The sequence below is a fragment of the Frankia sp. CgKIO3 genome (assembly GCF_977946435.1).
In genome coordinates this window covers 1-17,680 of record NZ_CDWTMO010000086.1, presented here as the reverse complement: position 1 = coordinate 17,680, position 17,680 = coordinate 1, and the positions used below count along the sequence as shown (strand labels likewise).

13 protein-coding genes and 1 pseudogene are annotated in these 17,680 nt (G+C 70.0%); 7 read left to right on the top strand and 7 right to left on the bottom strand.

The features are described from left to right. Positions 1 to 237: 237 nt before the first annotated feature. The 4 genes from AC08OJ_RS11550 (at position 238) to glgB (ending at position 8,136) form a co-directional block, all read left to right on the top strand. Entirely contained in the window at positions 238 to 2,256 is a 2,019-nt protein-coding gene (locus tag AC08OJ_RS11550; protein ID WP_476592802.1) for an alpha-1,4-glucan--maltose-1-phosphate maltosyltransferase, read from the top strand. After that, entirely contained in the window at positions 2,256 to 3,980 is a 1,725-nt protein-coding gene (treS, locus tag AC08OJ_RS11545; protein WP_476592791.1) for a maltose alpha-D-glucosyltransferase, read from the top strand. The genes AC08OJ_RS11550 and treS overlap by 1 nt, the downstream gene beginning before the upstream one ends. Before the next feature lie 186 nt (positions 3,981 to 4,166). Then, on the top strand, positions 4,167 to 5,537 hold the full coding sequence (locus tag AC08OJ_RS11540) for a maltokinase N-terminal cap-like domain-containing protein (RefSeq protein ID WP_476592792.1): 1,371 nt from the start codon (positions 4,167 to 4,169) through the stop codon (positions 5,535 to 5,537). A 124-nt stretch (positions 5,538 to 5,661) separates the two neighbouring features. Further along, on the top strand, positions 5,662 to 8,136 hold the full coding sequence (gene glgB / locus AC08OJ_RS11535) for a 1,4-alpha-glucan branching protein GlgB (protein WP_476592793.1): 2,475 nt from the start codon (positions 5,662 to 5,664) through the stop codon (positions 8,134 to 8,136). 71 nt (positions 8,137 to 8,207) lie between these two features. On the opposite strand, the gene AC08OJ_RS11530 is transcribed toward glgB, so the two are convergent. Both AC08OJ_RS11530 and AC08OJ_RS11525 read right to left on the bottom strand, forming a co-directional pair. Then, positions 8,208 to 9,206: a tetratricopeptide repeat protein gene (locus AC08OJ_RS11530; protein ID WP_476592794.1), complete on the bottom strand. Its 999-nt coding sequence runs from the start codon at positions 9,204 to 9,206 to the stop codon at positions 8,208 to 8,210. A 141-nt stretch (positions 9,207 to 9,347) separates the two neighbouring features. Continuing rightward, positions 9,348 to 9,671, bottom strand: a complete 324-nt coding sequence (locus tag AC08OJ_RS11525) for an MTH1187 family thiamine-binding protein (protein ID WP_462186803.1) — start codon at positions 9,669 to 9,671, stop codon at positions 9,348 to 9,350. Between the two features lie 227 nt (positions 9,672 to 9,898). Between AC08OJ_RS11525 and AC08OJ_RS11520 the strand changes: the two genes are divergently transcribed. Further along, positions 9,899 to 11,431: an ATP-binding protein gene (locus tag AC08OJ_RS11520; protein ID WP_476592795.1), complete on the top strand. Its 1,533-nt coding sequence runs from the start codon at positions 9,899 to 9,901 to the stop codon at positions 11,429 to 11,431. A gap of 27 nt (positions 11,432 to 11,458) precedes the next feature. Here the strand turns inward: AC08OJ_RS11520 and AC08OJ_RS11515 are convergent, their stop codons facing one another. The 5 genes and pseudogenes from AC08OJ_RS11515 to AC08OJ_RS11495 form a co-directional block, all read right to left on the bottom strand. Next, positions 11,459 to 11,713, bottom strand: a complete 255-nt coding sequence (locus AC08OJ_RS11515; protein WP_476595713.1) for a cupin domain-containing protein — start codon at positions 11,711 to 11,713, stop codon at positions 11,459 to 11,461. 67 nt (positions 11,714 to 11,780) lie between these two features. Continuing rightward, positions 11,781 to 11,912: pseudogene (locus tag AC08OJ_RS11510) on the bottom strand (cupin domain-containing protein); the annotation flags it as partial. A gap of 26 nt (positions 11,913 to 11,938) precedes the next feature. Further along, positions 11,939 to 13,123, bottom strand: coding sequence for an acetyl-CoA C-acetyltransferase (locus AC08OJ_RS11505; protein WP_476592797.1), 1,185 nt, complete (start codon positions 13,121 to 13,123; stop codon positions 11,939 to 11,941). 212 nt (positions 13,124 to 13,335) lie between these two features. Next, positions 13,336 to 14,328 (bottom strand): FG-GAP repeat domain-containing protein, encoded by a 993-nt coding sequence (locus tag AC08OJ_RS11500; protein ID WP_476595712.1) that lies wholly within the window; start codon positions 14,326 to 14,328, stop codon positions 13,336 to 13,338. Continuing rightward, positions 14,325 to 14,882, bottom strand: a complete 558-nt coding sequence (locus tag AC08OJ_RS11495; RefSeq protein ID WP_476592799.1) for a SigE family RNA polymerase sigma factor — start codon at positions 14,880 to 14,882, stop codon at positions 14,325 to 14,327. Before AC08OJ_RS11495 ends, AC08OJ_RS11500 begins: the two co-directional genes overlap by 4 nt. 173 nt (positions 14,883 to 15,055) lie before the next feature. Between AC08OJ_RS11495 and ccrA the strand changes: the two genes are divergently transcribed. Continuing rightward, complete coding sequence (gene ccrA, locus AC08OJ_RS11490; RefSeq protein WP_476592800.1) at positions 15,056 to 16,405, top strand: crotonyl-CoA carboxylase/reductase; 1,350 nt, start codon at positions 15,056 to 15,058, stop codon at positions 16,403 to 16,405. 72 nt (positions 16,406 to 16,477) lie between these two features. Further along, positions 16,478 to 17,194: an ATP synthase F0 subunit B gene (locus AC08OJ_RS11485; protein ID WP_476592801.1), complete on the top strand. Its 717-nt coding sequence runs from the start codon at positions 16,478 to 16,480 to the stop codon at positions 17,192 to 17,194. Positions 17,195 to 17,680: the final 486 nt, after the last annotated feature.

The following is a 17,680-nucleotide window of genomic DNA, read 5'->3' as shown; positions in this document are numbered from 1 at the left end:
CGGCATTGGGTCAGGTCCCCGCACCCGGAACGCCACAACGGAGGAGGTTCAAACGTTCGACAGGGCCACAACTGGGGAACATTGCCTTCAGCGCGGGCCACCCGGGCGGGACGGACCGACCCACCCCAACGACAACAATCGCCCATGCAATGGTCGCGGGCAGTTCACACAGAGGTGTCGCCAATCGCCACGTGCAGGGCGGACCATTGAGGTGTGGTTCGTCTGGATAAGGTCGTCATGATGATCGGACGTTCAGTAGGCCGGGTTGTCATCTCCGATGTGACACCGACCGTCTCGTGTGGCCAGTGGCCGGCGCGGGCGATCGCGGGCGAAATTCTCACCGTCGGTGCAACGGTGTTCCGCGAGGGTCATGACCTCATCGGCGCGAACGTCGTGCTGTCAGGTCCCGACGGGCAGGGAACTCCGTTCACCCGGATGCGGTCCGTTGGCCCCGGGACCGACCGTTACGAGGCGGAGATCACCGCCGGGACCGAAGGCCTGTGGGGATATCGGGTCGAGGCGTGGGCCGATCCGCTCGCCACCTGGCGGCACGGTATCGCCCTCAAGGTCGGCGCGGGCCAGAACACGGACGAACTCGCGGTGGACTTCGAGGACGGTGCGCGCCTGCTGCTGCGGGCCCTGCCCGGGCTCCCCGAACCGCGCCGGGCGGAGATCGCCCTCGCCGTGGCCGCGCTGCGCGACGACAATCGCACCGACCCCCGCGACCGGATCGCCGCGGCCCTCGATCCTCGGCTGGTGAGCCTGCTGGACGCCTGCCCGCTGCGCGAGCTGGTGACCCGCTCGCCGCTGTACCGGGTGTGGGTGGATCGTCGGCGCGCCCTCTACGGCAGCTGGTACGAGATGTTCCCGCGCTCGGAGGGCGCGAGCCTCGACCCGCCCCGGTCCGGGACCTTCCTCACCGCGGCCGAACGCCTGCCCGCGGTCGCGGCGATGGGCTTCGACGTGGTGTACCTGCCGCCGATCCATCCGATCGGCGAGGTCAACCGCAAGGGTCCCAACAACACCCTCACTCCCGGTCCGACAGACCCCGGCTCGCCGTGGGCCATCGGCAGCGAACACGGCGGCCACGACGCCGTGCATCCCGGCCTCGGCACGATCGACGACTTCGACCTGTTCGTCGCCCGGGCACGCTCGCTGGGCATGGAGATCGCGCTCGACCTCGCCCTGCAGTGCGCGCCGGACCATCCATGGGCGAAGCATCACCCGGAGTGGTTCGTCGTGCGCAGCGACGGCTCCATCGCCTACGCGGAGAATCCGCCGAAGAAGTACCAAGACATCTATCCGCTGAACTTCGACGCCGACCCGACCGGGCTCTACCAGGCGATACTACGCGTTGTCCGGTACTGGACTGCACACGGAGTACGAATCTTCCGTGTCGACAATCCGCACACAAAGCCCGTCGAGTTCTGGGAATGGCTCATCGCCCAGGTGAAGTCGACCGAACCGGATGTGCTCTTCCTCGCGGAGGCGTTCACCCGGCCGGCGATGATGCACACGCTCGCCAAGGTCGGTTTCACCCAGTCATATACCTATTTCACCTGGCGCAACACGAAGTGGGAGCTCGAGAAGTACGCGCGCGAACTGGTGTCGGCCGCGTACTACATGCGGCCGAACTTCTTCGTCAACACCCCGGACATCCTGCCGGAGTACCTGCAGCACGGCGGCACGGCGGCGTTCCAGATCCGGGCGGTGCTCGCGGCGACGCTGTCGCCGACCTGGGGCGTCTACGCCGGGTACGAGTTGCGCGAGAACACCCCGGTCCGACCGGGCAGCGAGGAGTACCTGGACTCCGAGAAGTACCAGTACCGGCCGCGCGACTGGGCCGCGGCGGAGCGTGCGGGCCAGTCGCTCGCGCCGTACCTGACCAGACTCAACCAGATCCGCCACGCCCACCCCGCCCTGCAGTGGCTGCGCAACCTCCACTTCCACCATGCCGACGGGGACGAGATCATGGTCTTCTCCAAGCGGGTGGACTCCCTGCGGGCAGACGACACGGGTCCCGGGGACACGGCCGCTGCCGACACCGTGCTCGTCGTCGTCAACCTTGACCCACACGCTCCCCGGGAGACCACCGTGCGGCTCGACATGCCGGCCCTCGGCCTCGGCTGGGAAGACTCCTTCGAGGTCACCGATGAGATCACTGGTGCCGCCTACGCGTGGGGCAAGCAGAACTACGTGCGGCTGGACCCGGCGGTCGAGCCCGCGCACGTCTTCGCTGTGCGGGCCCGGCCGTGATGGATTCTGAGCCTCTCAGCGAACCGATCGGCGAGCACATCCCCGGCCCGGCCCCCGCCATGCCGGGCGGGGAGACCTTACGCGACCCGCACTGGTTCAAGCGGGCCGTGTTCTACGAGGTGCTCATCCGCGGCTTCGCGGACTCCAACGGCGACGGCACCGGGGACATTCACGGCCTGATCTCCAGACTCGACTACCTGGAGTGGCTCGGCGTCGACTGTCTGTGGCTGCTACCAATCTACTCCTCGCCGTTGCGTGATGGCGGCTACGACATCAGTGACTACTTTCAGATCCTGCCGGAATTCGGCGACCTCGGCGACTTCGTCAGCCTGGTCGACGAGGCCCACCGCCGGGGCATCCGGATCATCGCGGATCTGGTGATGAACCACACCTCGGACGCCCATCCCTGGTTCCAGGCGTCCCGCTCCGACCCCGACGGGCCGTTCGGGGACTTCTACGTCTGGTCCGACAGCGACGAGCTGTACCCGGACGCCCGGATCATCTTCGTGGACACCGAGAAGTCGAACTGGTCGTGGGATCCGGTCCGCGGTCAGTACTACTGGCACCGTTTCTTCTCCCACCAGCCCGACCTGAACTATGACAACCCCGAGGTCCAGGAGGCGATGCTGGAGGTCCTGCGCTTCTGGCTCGATCTCGGCATCGACGGGTTTCGGCTCGACGCGGTCCCCTACCTCTATGTCCGGGAGAACACCAACGGCGAGAACCTGCCGGAGACCCACGAGTACCTCAAGCGGGTCCGCAAGGAGGTCGACGCCAAGTACGCCGACCGGGTGCTGCTCGCCGAGGCGAACCAGTGGCCCTCCGACGTCGTCGAGTACTTCGGCAACGACGACGAGTGTCACATGGCGTTCCACTTCCCGTTGATGCCGCGCATCTTCATGGCGGTCCGGCGGGAGTCCCGCTACCCGATCTCGGAGATTCTCGCTCAGACGCCCCAGATCCCGCCGAACTGCCAGTGGGGCATCTTCCTGCGCAACCACGACGAGCTGACGCTCGAAATGGTGACCGACGAGGAACGGGACTACATGTGGGCCGAATACGCGAAAGATCCACGTATGAAGGCCAACATCGGCATTCGTCGCCGGCTGGCGCCGCTGCTGGACAACAGCCGTGACCAGATGGGGCTGTTCACCGCGCTCCTGCTCTCGCTGCCCGGCTCGCCAGTGCTGTACTACGGCGACGAGATCGGGATGGGTGACAACATCTACCTGGGCGACCGGGACAGCGTCCGGACTCCGATGCAGTGGTCACCGGACCGTAACGCCGGTTTCTCCACCGCGGACCCGGCCCGGCTGTACCTTCCCCTGATCATGGATCCGGTCTACGGTTATCAGGCCCTGAACGTCGAGGCCGGACAGCGCATGCCGACCTCGTTCTTGGCCTGGACCAAGCGGATGATCGAGGTACGCAAGCGTCATCCGGTCTTTGGGCTCGGCGACTACACCGAGCTTGGCGCGTCCAATCCCTCGATCTTCGCCTTCGTCCGCGAGTTCGGCGACGACCGGGTCCTGTGCGTCGCGAATCTGTCCCGCTTCGCCCAGCCGGTGGAGCTCGATCTGCGTTGTTTCGAGGGATTGGTTCCGGTGGAACTGCTCGGCCGGGTGCACTTCCCGCCGATCGGCGAGCTTCCCTACCTGCTGACGCTGCCAGGTCACGGACATTACTGGTTCGCGGTGACCAGACCGGGGGAATTCACCCCCTAGCCGCGTTGGGCGGACCGGGGCAACGGAGGCCGTCGGGGACCGTCGGTCGAGGAACAGTCAAGGAGCACCGGAACCGCCTGGACGACGCGCGGCCGGCCCGGGTCGGGCGAAAGGCTGCTATCGAGGCAGTCGACGTTAGGTTAGCTGGCATAATGATCGTTGAGGACGGGCACCGGGAGGTCGATGATGGGTGACCACCACGCGGAACTGACCGGCCTGTTGCGCGAGTGGCTCCCCCGGCAGCGCTGGTTCGCCGGGAAGGGCAGATGCGGGGGTGGCCTGCGGATCCGCCACGACGTCATGGTCTTCGAACCGCTACGGCTGCTCGTCGTCGACGTCGACTACGACCACGGCCCGTCGGACCACTACCAGGTTCCGGTGGTCATCCGCTCGGACGCGCCCTTCGGCCACGAGGGCTTTCTGATCGGCGAGAGTGCCGGCGGCCTGGTCTACGACGGCCTGCACGACCCCGATGGCAGCTCGGCCCTGCTGAGCTTCCTCCGCCGGTCGACACACCGCGACGGCCTCGTCGCCGAGGCGCTGGAACCACTGGGCATCCTGCCCGCCCACGCCGTCGGCGCCGAGCAGTCCAACACCTCGATCGTCTACGGCGACGCCTACATCCTCAAGGTGTTCCGGCGACTCTGGCCGGGCGTCAACCCCGATCTGGAGGTGACCCGGGCGCTGGCGGAGGCGGGCAGCACGCACGTGGCCCGCCCCGTCGCCTGGTACTCCGGCCGGGTCGACGGGACACCGACCACCTTCGGATTCCTCCAGGAGTACCTGCGCAGCGGCACCGAGGGCTGGCGGCTGGCGCTGGCCAGCGTGCGCGACCTGTACGCCGAGGCTGACCTGCACGCCGACGAGGTCGGCGGCGACTTCGCCGCGGAGGCCGAGCGGCTGGGTACCGCCACCGCCGAGGTGCACGCCGACCTCGCCCGGACGCTGCCAACGAGGCTCGCGACCGCCGACGCCCTGCGGTCCCTGGTGACCTACCTGCATGGCCGGCTGGACGCGGCGGTCGAGGCCGTCGCCGAGCTGCGTCCTTTCGAGGCGGCGATCCGCAAGAGCTACGACGAGGTGACGGGGGCGTCGGCGCAGGCCGTCCATCCCCGGCCCTTCCAACGGCTGCACGGCGATCTGCACCTGGGTCAGGTCCTGCGGGTCGACTCGGGCTGGGTGCTGTTCGACTTCGAGGGGGAGCCGGTCCGCCCGGTCGCCGACCGCGTGGGGCTGGAGTCGCCGCTGCGCGACGTCGCCGGGATGCTGCGCTCGTTCGACTACGCGGCCCGGTCGATGCTGCTCGAACGCGGTGACGAGCCGTCGTTGGCCTACCGCGCCCAGGAGTGGGCAGATCGCAACCGGGAGGCGTTCTGCCGGGGCTACGGTGCCGCGGCCGGCCGCGATCCTCGTGAGGATGCCGTGGTGCTGCGTGCGTTCGAGCTCGACAAGGCCGTGTACGAGATCCTGTACGAGGCCCGCCACCGACCGGGGTGGATCGGGATCCCGCTGTCCTCGGTGGGACGACTGACCCGGTCCAGCCCGTCGGCGGGGTGAGCCACGGCCCGCCCCGGGCCGCGGCGGCCGCCCGGCAGCGGTGCCGGCGCCCGGGCGCGGATCAGCCAGAAGACCCGACAGAAGACCCGAAAAAATCATCGCGCAGAGAGGCAGGGGTGTCCCAGTGAACAACGGCGACGTCAACAACGGCACGGCGCGGACGGGACGCCTGGCCACCGGGCTCGCCCCCGACCGACCGAACCCCGGAGGGGTGGATACCGCCGTCCGCAACGGCGGTGGCCGGGTGGCGCTGGCGGACTGCGACGCCTCGTCCGCCGCCACCCAGCCTGGACAGACCGCCGATGATCCCGCCGTGCCGTCGGCCCCGCCCGCGGCCCCGCCCGCAGTCGCGGTCGCCCCTTCGGTCGGCCTGCCCCACGACGGCCTGCCCCACGACGGCTTGGAGCGGGACGGCCTGGAGCGGCTAGTCAGCGGGGCGCATCACGACCCGCACGCGCTGCTCGGGGCGCACCCGCATCCCGGTAGCGACGCCACGGTCGTGCGGGTGCTGCGCCCCGATGCGAGGGCCGTGACCGTCCTCGTCGGGCCGGCCCGGTACCCGGCCACCCGGCTGCACAGCGGCGGGGTGTTCGGCGTGGCCGTGCCGGGAGTGCTGCCCGACTACCGCATCGAGGTGACCTACCCGGACGGCTCGTACCTCGTCGACGACCCCTACCGGCACCTGCCCACCCTCGGTGAGATGGACCTCCATCTGATCACCGAGGGCCGGCACGAACAGCTCTGGAAGGTGCTCGGGGCACATCCGCGCGCGCTGACGACGCCGGGCGGCGCCACGGTCACCGGGGTCAGCTTCGCCGTGTGGGCCCCCTCTGCGCGGGGGGTTCGGCTCGTCGGCGACTTCGACTTCTGGGACGGGCGCGCCTTCCCGATGCGCTCGCTCGGCCGCTCCGGGATCTGGGAGCTGTTCGTCCCCGGCGCCGGCACCGGCGCCCGGTACAAGTACGAAATCCTCGGCTTCGACGGGATCTGGCGGCAGAAGGCGGATCCGCTGGCGTTCCACACCGAGGTGCCGCCGGCCACCGCGAGCGTGGTGTTCGCCTCCGACTTCACCTGGAATGACGGCGCGTGGCTCGACCGGCGGGCCCGGACGGCTTGGCGCACCGAGCCGGTGAGCGTCTACGAGGTCCACCTGGGCTCCTGGCGGCGCGGGTTGTCCTACCGGGAACTCGCCGAGGAGCTGACCGCGTACGTCGTCGAGAACGGCTTCACCCACGTGGAGATGCTGCCCATGGCCGAGCATCCCTTCGGCGGCTCCTGGGGCTACCAGGTATCGGCCTACTACGCCCCGACGGCCCGCTTCGGCAGCCCCGACGAGTTCCGCCACCTTGTGGACACGCTGCACCGCGCCGGCATCGGGGTGATCGTCGATTGGGTGCCGGCGCACTTCCCCCGGGACACCTGGGCGCTGGGCCGCTTCGACGGCACCCCCCTGTACGAACATCCAGATCCACGCCGCGGTGAACAGCCCGACTGGGGTACCTACGTCTTCGACCTGGGCCGCCCCGAGGTACGCAACTTCCTCGTGGCAAACGCCCTGTACTGGTTCGAGGAATTCCACATCGATGGACTACGCGTCGACGCGGTCGCCTCGATGCTGTACCTCGACTACTCCCGGCCGGAGGGTGGCTGGCTGCCCAACATCCACGGCGGCCGGGAGAACCTCGATGCCGTCTCGTTCCTGCAGGAGACCAACGCCACCGTCTACCGCCGTTTCCCGGGCGCAATGATGATCGCGGAGGAGTCGACCGCGTGGCCCGGGGTCACCCGCCCCACCCACCTCGGCGGCTTGGGCTTCGGCTTCAAATGGAACATGGGGTGGATGCACGACACCCTCGACTACAACTCCCGGCTGCCGATCCACCGCATGTACCACCACCATCAGATGACCTTTTCGATGGTGTACGCATACTCGGAGAACTTCATCCTGCCGTTCAGCCACGACGAGGTGGTCCACGGCAAAGGTTCACTGCTACGCAAGATGCCCGGCGACCGCTGGGCACAGCTCGCGAACCTGCGGGCGCTGCTCGCCTACATGTGGGCGCATCCCGGCAAGAAGCTGCTCTTCATGGGCTGCGAGTTCGCCCAGGACAACGAGTGGAACGAGTCTGCGTCCCTCGAATGGCCCCTGCTGGACGATCCCGCCCACGCCGGTGTCGCGGACCTCGTGCGCGACCTGAACGGGCTCTACCGGACGATCCCGGCCCTGTACCAACACGACGCCGACCCGGCGGGCTTCTCCTGGATCGACGCGAACGACGCGGAGAACAACGTCTTCTCGTTCCTGCGCTGGTCGGGCGAGGACCCGGCGGGCGGCGTGCTGGCCTGCGTCGCCAACTTCGCCGGCATCGGGCACGAGGGCTACCGCATCGGGCTGCCGTTCCCCGGCCGCTGGCGCGAGATACTCAACACCGACGGGTACCGCTACGGCGGCGGCAACATCGGCAATCTCGGCTCAGTCCAGGCTGTCGAGGAGCCGCATCACGGTCTCGACGCCTCGGCAACCCTGACGCTGCCGCCCCTCGGGGCCATCTGGCTCTCCCCGCACCGGACGCCGTTCGGGGTTTCTGCCGGCCAGTGAATGTGGGGACCTGAGCACGGTCTGCGGTCCCTGGACCGTGCCTGGCTCCCCACAACCCGACTACCGTACGCTCAGAAGAGGGCGGCTGCCAGGGAGCGTCGGGCCGGGGCCACCGCGGGCTCCTCGTCACCCAACGCCTGGAACAGCCCGACGAGGTGCGCTCGGGCCCTTTCCCGCTCCGGCCCCGCCGTCCGGCGGACGACCTCGACGAGACCAGCGAGGGCCCCGGCCACGGCTCCCTGCGCGATGCCCAGGTCAGCCGCGGCGACCGCGGCCTCGACGTCGTCCGGATTCGCCGCCAGCCGGTTGCGGATGTCCACCGGATCGTACCCACGCACCCGGCGCAGCAGTTCGGCCCGCGCGAGCCCGGTCAGGGCCTCGGGATCCGCGGGCGCCTCGGTGAGCCGGATGCGGTAGGACTCGACCGCGGTGTCGAAGTCGCCACGGGCAAGCGCCGCCTCGGCCGCCGCCACATGTGGGTCACGGGCGGGACCGCCCGCGGCTGCCGCGCCCGGGACTCCGCCCATCGCCTCGTCGACCAGGGAGAGCAGCTGATCGAGCCAGCTCCGCACCTCCCGTTCGGGCACGGCGCCGGTGAACTCCCCGATGATCCGCCCGCCGATCACCGCCTTCACCGCGGGGATGCCCTGCACGCCGGCGGCCTGCGCGAGGCCCGGGTTCGCATCGACGTCGATCTTGGCGAGGATCCACCGGCCGCCGTCCACCGCGGCGAGCTTCTCCAGGATCGGGCTGAGCTGCTTGCACGGGCCGCACCAGGAGGCCCAGAAGTCCAGCACTACGGGAACCTGCATCGACCGGCTGACCACGTCGGTGGCGAAGCTCGCCTCGGTGACGTCGATGACCACGGGCCCGGCTGGCGCGCCGGGACGGGCGTCCGGCGCGGCCGTGGCGGCGCTACTGGCGGGGGGAGGCGGGGTCGCCGGCTTGGGGTCGAGCGGGACGGCGCCGGCGAGGCGCAGACCGCCGAGGCTTTCGGGCAGACGTCCCGCGTCTCCCGCGCCTCCCGCACCGCGCGGCGATCTGGATGGGACTGGTGGCCTACGTTGCATGCCTCCATCGTGGCATCTGGTTCCGGTCCGTGGACTCGGCGCCGGACGACTTTCCCGGTCCTCATGTCCGCCTCGCCCAGGGTCAGACCCAGATCCCCAATCCGGGCCTGCGGGCAGCGGCCGGCAGGCAGCGGCCGGCGGTCAACGATCAGTGACGTCCGTGCCGGTCTCGTCCCCGGCCAGCAACCGGTCGACCGCGGCGACCTTCGTGTGCAGAGCGTCGGTGACTCCCGGGCGAAGATCGGCCTTCAGCACCAGACTCACCCGGCCAGCGCGGGCCGAGACCGCCTCGGTGGCCCGGCGGACGACGTCCATCACCTCGTCCCACTCGCCTTCGATCGTGGTGAACATGGCGGTCGTCTCATGGGGCAGCCCACTGGCCCGCACCACCCGGACCGCCTCGGCGACCAGATCCGCGACCCCCTCGCCCTGACCGATGGGCGTGACACTGAAGGCAACAAGCATGCGGTCAGACTTATCACGACAGTCCGCTCACCGCGCGTCGAACAACGCAGGGCCACTACCCTGCTACGCCGATGCACCGAGGTCGTCGGTAAGCTATTTGCATGTCACGAAACGTCGCGGGAAAACCGGCCGGCGATCCAGTTGAGCAAACCCGGGACAACGGTCTCTGACGGTACGCCCTACCATTGCCCGCCGTGGGGTGGAAGAAGACGGATAACGAGGCGTAGGTGGGGTCACGCATCTTGCTCGACGCGCTGACGGACCTGGCTGTGGTCGTCGGCGCGGATGGTCGTGTCACCGACATGGGTGCCGCCGCCCGTGCCTTCCTCGGTAACCGGGTTCCCCGCGTCCCCCATCTGCGCGACCTTGTCGACGTCGTCGACCCCGCGTTCCGCCTCGCTCTCGGTGAGGCGGTGACGACCGCGCTGGGGCGGACCGGGCAGTGGCGTGGCTCGGTGGGACTCGTCGACCTGGCCGGGGCCACCGTGCCCCATCACGTGACGGTCCGGGTCGACCCGGAGGGCGGGCTGGTCGTCGTCGCTCGGGACACCAGCGACCAGCGCGCCCGCGAGGTCGCCGAGAACGAGTCACGGGCCAAGGACGAACTGATCGCCCGGCTCGGCCACGAATTGCGGACCCCGCTGAACGCCATGCTGGGCTTCGCGCAGCTGCTGGAACTCGAACCGCTCACCCCCGACCTCCACGACGACGTCGAGCGGATCATCACCGGTGGCCGCCACATGCAGGCGTTGATCGATGACGTGCTGGACCTAGCCAGGCTCCGCGCGGGCCGGGGGGACATCAACAAGGGGCCGGTCAACGTCCTCGACATCGTCCAGGGCGTGGTGGAGCTCGTCGAACCGCTCGCGGCGCAGCGCAGCATCCGGCGGGTGATCCATCCGGCGCTGCCGCTCGTCGCCGACGCGGACCGCCGCCGCCTGTGGCAAGTCCTGCTCAACCTGGTCGGTAACGCGCTGAAGTACGGCCGGGAGGGCGGCAGCGTGCGCGTCGGCATCGTGCCCATCACCGGCTCGCGGATCCGTATCGAGGTCGAGGACGACGGCGCGGGGCTCTCCCCCCGGGCGATCGACCGACTGTTCCGGCCCTTCGAGCGCCTCGGCGCCGAGCGCAGCGGAATCGAGGGCAGCGGGCTGGGCCTCGCCCTGTCCCACGCCCTGGTCACGGCGATGGGCGGGGTGCTTACCGTCGCCAGCCGGTACGGCGTGGGAAGCGTGTTCGCCGTCGTGCTCGACGCGGTCGACCTGCGTTTCGAGGATCTCGATGATGACAGCGGGTTCGGAGGCAGTTACGGTGGTCTCCCCTATCGCTCCGGCGAGTCCGGCACGGTCGCCCTCGGCCGTCCTCCCGCACCCGGCGGCCTGCGGGTCGTGCACGTCAGTGGCGATCCCGCCCTGCGTTCCCTGGTCGCCGAGACCCTCACCGATTTCCTGGCCGCGGACACCGTGACCGTTCCCCGCGCCGGTCTCGCCCTCGACGCGGTGCGGGGGGCCCGGCCGGCGTTCATCCTGCTCGACCGGGACCTGCCCGACACGACCGCGGCCGAACTGCTCGCCCAGCTCGCGGCGGACCCGACCGCCGGCGTCATCCCGGCCCTGGTCCTCAGCGAGGACACCGACCCCCGCGAGCGGGCGCACCTGCGCCGAGCCGGCGCCGTGGACCTCCTGAAGATCCCGCTGGATCCCGGCGCCCTAGTCGCCGCGGCAGCCGCGCTCACCACCGCGATGACCGCCCCGAGCTGACCTGACCGGGCCGCCCCGAACGGCGCTTTAGGCGGGGAAGAGCTCGAAGTCCAGAAAGTCGAAGCCAGGCGCCACCACGCAGCCGACCAGAACGTGCTGTCCGTCGCGCGGGGCCGCGGTCTGCCATTCGCCGGCAGGCACGACGAGCTGCGGCGCCTGGCCCGCGGCCAGATCGGGTCCGAGGATCCGCCGGTCGGCGGCGACCGGCACCCGGCCCGACCCGCCGAGGGTAAGATCGAGGGCCCCACCGCCCTGCCAGAGCCAGATCTCGGCCGAGGCCACCCGGATGCCAGCGGGACACCTCTCCCGGACGCAGCAGGAACAGGATGGACGTCATGACGGGGCGCCTGCCGCCATGTGCATCGATCTGGTCTGGACTGGCCCAGGTCCGGCGGTACCAGCCGCCCTCGGGATGTGCTTCGAGACCGAGCTCCCGCACCAAGTCGCCGGCCGGCGTCGCGGGGTCGTCGATGCGGGTCATCCCGGGAGCCTCCCCGAGGCCGGCCGTCACGCTGGAACGCGCAGCACCAAGGCGTCTCCCTGGCCGCCGCCGCCGCAGAGACCGGCGGCGCCGATCCCGCCGCCGCGGCGCTTCAGCTCGTTGGCCAGGGTCAGGGCAATCCGGGCACCGGAGGCTCCGACGGGATGACCGATCGCGATCGCGCCGCCGTTGACGTTGGTGATCTCCGGGCCGATCCCGAGGTCGTGCATGGACTGGATGACGACCGCGGCGAAGGCCTCGTTGATCTCGACGAGGCCGAGATCGGCCGGGGTGAGCCGCTCCTTGGCCAGCGCCGCGAGGATGGCGCGCGAAGGCTGGGAGTGCAGGGAGGTGTCCGGACCGGCCACGAAGCCGTGGTGACCGACCTCCGCGAGGATCGGCAGGCCGAGCTGTTCGGCCTTCGCCCGGCTCGCCACGATGACGGCGGCGGCGCCGTCGGAGATCGGCGACGACGAACCCGCGGTGATCGTGCCGTTGTCGTCGAAGGCCGGCCGCAGCTTCGCGAGCACCTCGGCGGTGGTGTCGGGACGCACGCCCTCGTCCTGGTTGACGGCCAGCGGCTCGCCGCGGCGCTGCGGCACCGCGACCGGGACGATCTCGTCCTCGAACAGCCCGTTCTTGATGGCGGCAGCGGCCCGCTGATGCGACTGGGCGCCGAACTCGTCCTGCTCGGCCCGGCTGATGCCGAGCCCCGCGTTGTACCGCTCGGTGCTCGCCCCCATCGCGATCTGGTCGAAGGCGCAGAACAGCGCGTCGTGCTCGGTGGCGTCGAGCAGCTCGGCCCGTCCGTACTTCACCCCGGAGCGCAGCGAGCGCAGCAGGTGCGGGCCGCCGGTCATGGACTCCATCCCACCGGCGACGACAAGGTCGAACTCCCCGCTGGAGATGTACGTGTCGGCCAGGGCGATCGCATCAAGGCCGGACAGGCAGACCTTGTTGATCGTGATGGCGGGCACCGACAGCGGGATGCCGGCAGCGACCGCCGCCTGCCGGGCGGTGATCTGGCCCGCGCCGGCCTGGATCACATGCCCCATGATCACATAATCGACCGCGTCACCGGACAGGCCGGCCCGCGCGAGGGCACCCGAGATCGCGATGCCACCGAGATCCGTCGCGGTGAAGCTCTTCAGCGCGCCCGACAGTCTCCCGAACGGTGTCCGCGCTCCAGCCACGATCACGGAACCAGGCATGGATGCCTCCTCATCTCCAGGAAGATCTTTGGGGCGGGCCGGGACGGCGCCGGCACACGGCCTGCGGTGGCGTCGTCTCGTGGCGGCAGCCCCGAGAACAGCCGTCCCTGACACGATAACGTGATCATTCCCGAGATGCCCGGCCACGATTCCGGTCCCCAAGGACAAAAACACCTAGCCGGACCCGCGGGACGGCCAAGAGAAGCGGACCGTCAGGACAGCTGGCCGCAGGCTGCCACGAATGGCGAGGTGGCCGGGTCCGCCGGCAGGCGTACCTGGTCGGACCGGCTGTCCTGGGCGGCCAGGCCCTCCGGGGTCAGCGCCAGGATGGTCGTGGCCACGGTGAACAGCGAACCGTCGGTCGAGGTCCCGCTGTTGATCCGCAGGGCCCGGTCCATGCAGCGGAACCCGGCGCCGACGTTGCCCTGGACCCCGGCGGCAAGGGTGAGCTGAGCCGGCAGCTGGACGGGGGCCAGCGTGTCGAGGCTGGCGTAGCGCACCAGCGCGTAGTTGTCCATCCCGCTCCTCGACGTGGTCTGCACCAGGATCTCGCCGAACCCGTTGGCGTCGATGTCGACGACCGTGTGGTGCAGGGGCACCACGATCGCGCCCAGGTCGACCTGCCCGATAGCTCCGTCCCGGGAGAACACGACCTCGAGTTTGCTCCCGGTCGCCCGCACCTGGTCAGAACGGCCGTCGCCGTCGACGTCGCCCGCCACCGCCGGCTTCACGACGGCCGTCGGCAGCTGGAGGCTGCCCTGGGTCGCCGTCGCCGGGCTGGCTGACGGGCCGGCCGTGACGGGCGGGGAGGGCACGCTGGTGGTCGGGAGGACGGTCGGCGAGGTAGTCGCCGACCAGGTCGCCGCTCCCCCTCCGGACCCATCGCCGGCCCTGGTGGAACGGCCGGTGCCGCCGGTCGAGGAGGCGACGGGTGTCCGGCTCGGCCCCGTCACGGGTGCGGTCACGAGCGGCGGGACGGCCGGCTCGACGAGCTCGTTGCTCGGCGGAGGGGGCCGCAGCGCCACCACGGCGAGCCCGATGAGCGCCGCCATGACTATCCCGCCCGCCGTCATCAGCGGCAGACGCCACCGGCGCCGACGGTCGATCCCGGCACGGATCTGCCGGTAAGCGTCCGGCGAGGGCCGGATGGGCTCCACCGCCTCGGTGAGCAGGCGGGCGAGCTCCTCCGGTTCCAGACCACTCACCGCAGGCCCTCCAGCTTGCCGCTCAACGCCGACAGCCCCCGGGAGGTGTACGCCTTGACGGAACCGACACTGCAGCCCATCACCGCCGCAGCGTCCGCCTCGGACATGTCGGCGTAATACCGCAGCACCACCGCCTCCCGCTGCCGGCGGGGCAGCTCGCGCAACGCCTGGATGACCGCCGCCCGTTCGACGAGGGAGTAAGCGCCCTCCTCGGCGCTCGCGGCGTCGGGCATCGGCTTGGGAGCGTGTTTGAGAGCGACGAGTCGACGACGCAGTGTCGAACGTGCGAGGTTGACGACGGTTTGCCTGAGATAGGCCAAGGCCTTGTCCCGGTCCTGGAGCCGCCCCCAGGCCGCGTGGACGCGGATGTAGGCGTCCTGCACAACCTCCTCGCAGAGGCCGAGGTCGTCAAGTAGTAACGCTGCAAGACGAACTAATGACCGATAGTGTTCGGCGTACAACGCGGTCAGGGCGGCATCGGCGTCCCGCGCGACATCGCTACGGGCGGCGTCGCTCCGTGCAGGCACGGGCCGCCACCCTTCCACGACAGTCATGGGCGCGATCACACCCAGTTGGACGCGTACCGAGCACTCGAAGTTGTCCCAAAAGTTCTATCGCGTCGCGCACGAAACAGACAGCCTCCACATCCCGCGACCCCGCCTCCCACCTATGGGTAACATCTGCCGTCTATCCGCCACCAGCACCAGCGTCCTACCGGAGGCCGACCGTGAAGGACATTCTCGAAGCGATCATTGCCCAGAGCCCTCCGTCGCCCGCCCGGCGGGCGGAGTTCGCTTCCCTCCCGGTCCCCCAGTCCTACCGCGCCATGGTCGTGCGCCAGGACGAAATCGGGATGTTCGAGGGCGTGCCGTCCCGGGACAAGGACCCCCGTCGCTCCCTGCACGTGGACGACGTGCCGACCCCGGAGCTCGGTCCCGGCGAAGCCCTCGTCGCGGCCATGGCCTCTTCCGTGAACTACAACACGGTCTGGACGTCGATCTTCGAGCCGATCCCCACCTTCAACTTCCTCGAGCGCTACGGCCGAACCTCGCCGCTTGCATCCCGTCACGACCAGCCTTACCACGTCGTCGGCTCGGATCTGGCCGGAGTTGTGCTACGGACAGGGCCCGGCGTACAGGCCTGGTCCCCCGGGGACGAGGTCGTCGCCCACTGTCTGTCCGTGGAACTCGAACGTCCCGACGGCCACAACGACACGATGCTGGATCCCGAGCAACGAATCTGGGGATTTGAGACGAACTTTGGTGGACTCGCCGAGCTCGCCCTGGTCAAGACCAACCAGCTCATGCCGAAACCCGCGCATCTGACCTGGGAGGAGGCGGCCGCACCCGGTCTGGTCAACTCGACCGCGTACCGCCAACTGGTCTCGGTCAACGGCGCGAACATGAAACAGGGCGACGTCGTTCTCGTCTGGGGCGCGTCCGGGGGCCTGGGCTCCTACGCCACCCAGCTCGTGCTGCGTGGCGGGGCCATCCCGGTCTGCATCGTCTCCTCGCCGGAAAAAGCCGACATATGCCGCTCCCTCGGCGCCGAACTGATCATCGACCGCGCCGCCGAGGCCTATCGGTTCTGGAGCGACGAACACACCCAGAACCCCCGGGAATGGCAGCGGTTCGGCAAGCGCATCCGCGAGCTCACCGGCGGCGACGACCCCGACATCGTCCTCGAACACCCGGGCCGGGAGACCTTCGGCGCCTCCGTCTATGTGACCCGCCGCGGCGGAACCATCGCCACCTGCGCCTCCACCAGCGGTTTCCAGCACGAGTACGACAACCGGTACCTGTGGATGAACCTCAAGCGCATCGTCGGCTCGCACTTCGCCAACTACCGGGAGGCCTGGGAAGCCAACCGGCTCATCATGCGCGGGATGATCCATCCGACCCTGTCCCGGGTCTACCCGCTCACCGAAACGGGGCAGGCCGCCTACGACGTGCACCGCAACGTCCACCAGGGGAAGGTGGGCGTGCTGTGTCTCGCCCCGGCTGAGGGGCTGGGTGTCCGCGACGAGGCACTCCGCTCCCGCCACCTGACCGCAATTAACCGGTTCCGCGGCGTATAAACCCGGAAATCGGCCAGGCCGACAGCCGGCTCCCCTCACGCTCACATTGACCGTCTGAGATGCTGAAGTCCTATGACCGAACACACCGATCTCATCCCAATGGCCGGCGAGACCGACGGGCCCCCCGCCTTTGATCTGGTGCGCCGTGGCTACGACCCCAATCAGGTCACCCATCACGTGAACTGGCTCGTCGAGCAGCTACGCGAGGCCGAGGCGCACCGGGCGGCGGCGGAGGCGGCCGCGTCGGAGGCGGCGACCGAGGCGGCCCGGGTACGCGACGATCTGGCCGCCAACCGTCCCGCCTGGGAGGAGTTCGGTGGCCGCGTTACCCAGATCCTCCAGCTCGCCGAGGAGGAGGCTGCCACCGTTCGGGCTGAACGCACCCGGGAGGCCGACGCCCAGCTCGAGGAGGCCCGCCGGATCGTCACCGAGGCCGAGCAGACCCGGGAGAAGACCCTGCGCGACGCCGACGAGCAGGCCGCGGCCATCGTCTCGACGGCCCGCGCGGAGGCCGAACGGATCGTCGAGGTCGCTCGGGCCACGGCCGCGCAGGCCGAGGACGACTCGAAGCGTCGGCTGGCCGACCTCGAGCGCCAGCGCGAGCAGGTGACCTCGCAACTTGCCACCCTGCGTGACCAGGTGACGGCCCAGCTGGGCGCGCTGCGCGACAAGCTGACCGCCGCCTCCGCGTCGATCGCCTCCATCGAGGCACCGCCGCCCGAGGAGCGTAAGGCGCTCGGCAGCGAGCCGAACGCGTTGCCCGCGGCAGCGAACTCCCGCGGGGTCTAGCCCGCACGGGAGGCCGTCGTCCCGTGGGGTCAGCCATCACGGACGCGCGGCCGGGCCGCTCGGCACCGGCGTTCCCAACATGGCCGGTGCCAGTGTCGACGGTCCTCGATCCGCTCGGGCGGCCAGACCACCACGTGGGCGGTGCCCGGAGTGATCTCATAATCACAACCGGGACACCGGTAGACCTTGGTGGTCGCCGCGCCACTCGTCGGTCGCACCACCCACTCGCCGTCCCGCAGGACGACGACCGGATCCGGCGTCCACCAACAGACCGGGTGCCCGCGCTGCGCATCCGACGGCCGGGCCCGGCGCCGGCGCGCCTTCCTCGTCACCGCCCGCGAGCGGGTCTGCCCGATGCCCGGAACCGATCCCGCCGGGTGCGGGAACCCGAACCCCGGGTATCGCCGGCCGGCGGGCCCGCGACCCACTCGCCCCGGTCCACCACCTCGCCGTCAACGATCCGATGCCGGTCATCCGCCGCCGGCC